The sequence below is a fragment of the Pseudoduganella sp. RAF53_2 genome (genome assembly GCF_052113985.1).
In the GTDB taxonomy this organism is placed as follows: Bacteria; Pseudomonadota; Gammaproteobacteria; order Burkholderiales; family Burkholderiaceae_D; genus Rugamonas.
On sequence record NZ_JBFRDW010000776.1, the window covers coordinates 1 to 2481 of the forward strand.

Genomic DNA, 2481 nt, shown 5'->3' on the forward strand with positions numbered 1-2481 from the left:
GTTCAGGTCAGGCTGCACGCCGCGAATGGAAACCTGGGAACCTTCACCAAAGTCGCGGCTCAGTTGCACGCCGGTGATGCGCGACAGTGCTTCGCCGACGTTCTTGTCGGGGAACTGGTTGATGTCTTCTGCCACCAGCGAATCGGAAACGGTGTCGTTGCGGATCTTGCGTTCGATGGCCGATGCGACCGATTGGCGGGTACCCGTCACGGTGACGACATTTTCTTTCGGTGGTGCGTCGTGGCGGCTGGTGCCGTCCGCGTCGCTGTCCTGCGCGAAGGCGCCGCCGGTGGCGACAAGGTAGCAGGCGATGGCGATGGCTGTACGGCGACTCTTCAAGCTGGTCTTGCGGTGAAGCTGACTCACGTTGATCTCCTCCGGGTGTACGATCAAAAGTCTGATCGTTTAATGTTCTAGTTGGTCAGCGCATTCTATGCGCGTGAAGAACGGAAAAATCAGGCGTGCGCCAAAGAATCAGCATGATGATCAAAGTGTTGAAGAAACCCCGCAGTTAAAGGCGGTCTGCGAATAAGCATATGCTTGCTGCAGTGCGCAAACGCTCAATTCGGTGATTGAACACCCGCGTTCAGGACAAAGAAAAAGCCCGCCGGCTCTTGCGAGGCGGCGGGCTTTGCGCGGTGCAGAATGACTGTGGCGCTGAAGGGCTTATGCGCCTTCGCGCAGTGCTTTCTTACGCTCGTGTTCCTTCAGGAAGCGCTTACGCAGACGGATGGATTTCGGGGTGATCTCGACCAGTTCGTCGTCCTCGATGAATTCAACCGCGTATTCCAGCGACATCTGAATCGGTGGCACCAGGCGCACGGCTTCGTCGGTACCGGAAGCACGCACGTTGGTCAGCTGTTTGCCCTTGATCGGGTTCACAACCAGGTCGTTGTCGCGCGAGTGGATACCGATGATCATGCCTTCGTACACAGGGGTGTTGTGCTCCACGAACATGCGGCCGCGGTCCTGCAGCTTCCACAGTGCGTAGGCMACGGCWKCGCCGTCGTCCTGCGAGATCAGCACGCCGTTGCGGCGGCCAGCCAGTTCGCCCTTGGAAGCGTCGACCGGGCCGTAGGCGTCGAACACGTGGGACATCAGGCCGGTACCACGGGTCAGGGTCATGAATTCGCCCTGGAAGCCGATCAGGCCACGCGCAGGAATGCGGTATTCCAGACGCACACGGCCTTTGCCGTCCGATTCCATGTTCTGCAGGTCGCCACGGCGGCGGCCCAGTTCTTCCATCACGCCGCCCTGGTTGGCTTCTTCCACGTCGACGCTCAGATTTTCGAATGGCTCGTGACGCACGCCGTCCACCATCTTGAACACAACGCGTGGACGGGACACAGCCATCTCGAAGCCTTCGCGGCGCATGTTTTCGATCAGGATGGTCAGGTGCAGTTCACCACGGCCGGACACTTCGAAGATGGTGTCGTCGTCGGTTGGTGCAACGCGCAGTGCCACGTTGGATTTCAGTTCCTTGTCCAGACGATCGCGCAGCTGGCGCGAGGTCACGAACTTGCCTTCGCGGCCAGCCAGCGGCGAGGTGTTGACCATGAAGTTCATGGTCAGGGTTGGTTCGTCCACGGTCAGCATTGGCAGCGGATCAGGGGTGTCGGCTGCGCAGACGGTGGAACCGATACCGATTTCTTCGATACCGTTGATCAGTATGATGTCGCCGGCAACAGCTTCGTCAACCAGCACGCGCTCCAGGCCCTTGAAGTTCAGCACCTGGTTGATGCGGCCCTTGATCGGGGTCGCGCCCGGACCGTCGACAATGACCACGTCCTGGCCGGTCTTCACGCGGCCACGGTTCACACGGCCGATACCGATCTTGCCCACGTAGGACGAGTAGTCCAGCGAGGTGATTTGCATCTGCAGCGGACCGTCCGGATTGTCGTCACGCACCGGCACGTATTTCAGGATGGCGTCGAACAGCGGCTTCATGTCGCCGCCGCGCACGGATTCGTCCATGCCGGCGTAGCCGTTCAGGCCCGATGCGTACACGATCGGGAAGTCCAGCTGTTCATCGGTGGCGCCCAGCTTGTCGAACAGTTCGAAAGTCTGGTTGATCGCCCAGTCAGCGCGTGCGCCCGGACGGTCGATCTTGTTCACGACCACGATCGGCTTCAGGCCCAGGGCCAGTGCCTTGCGGGTCACGAAACGGGTCTGAGGCATTGGGCCTTCTTGCGCGTCGACCAGCAGCAGCACGGAGTCCACCATCGACAGAACACGTTCCACTTCGCCGCCGAAGTCGGCGTGGCCCGGGGTGTCGACGATATTGATGTGGGTGCCTTCGTACTCAACGGCGCAGTTCTTCGACAGAATCGTGATGCCGCGTTCCTTTTCGAGGTCGTTCGAGTCCATGACGCGGGTGTCAACCTGCTGGTTTTCACGGAAGGTGCCCGACTGGCGCAGCAGTTGGTCCACGAGGGTCGTCTTGCCATGGTCAACGTGAGCGATGATGGCGATGTTGCGAAT

2 protein-coding genes are annotated in these 2481 nt (G+C 60.2%); both read right to left on the bottom strand.

Annotated features, from left to right (window positions below):
• Positions 1-366: TonB-dependent receptor plug domain-containing protein (locus tag AB4Z11_RS29310; RefSeq protein WP_442029342.1), on the bottom strand; the 366-nt coding region annotated here is incomplete at its 3' end.
• 300 nt (positions 367-666) lie between these two features.
• On the bottom strand, positions 667-2481 hold a 1815-nt coding region (gene typA / locus AB4Z11_RS29315), incomplete at its 5' end, for a translational GTPase TypA (protein WP_442029343.1).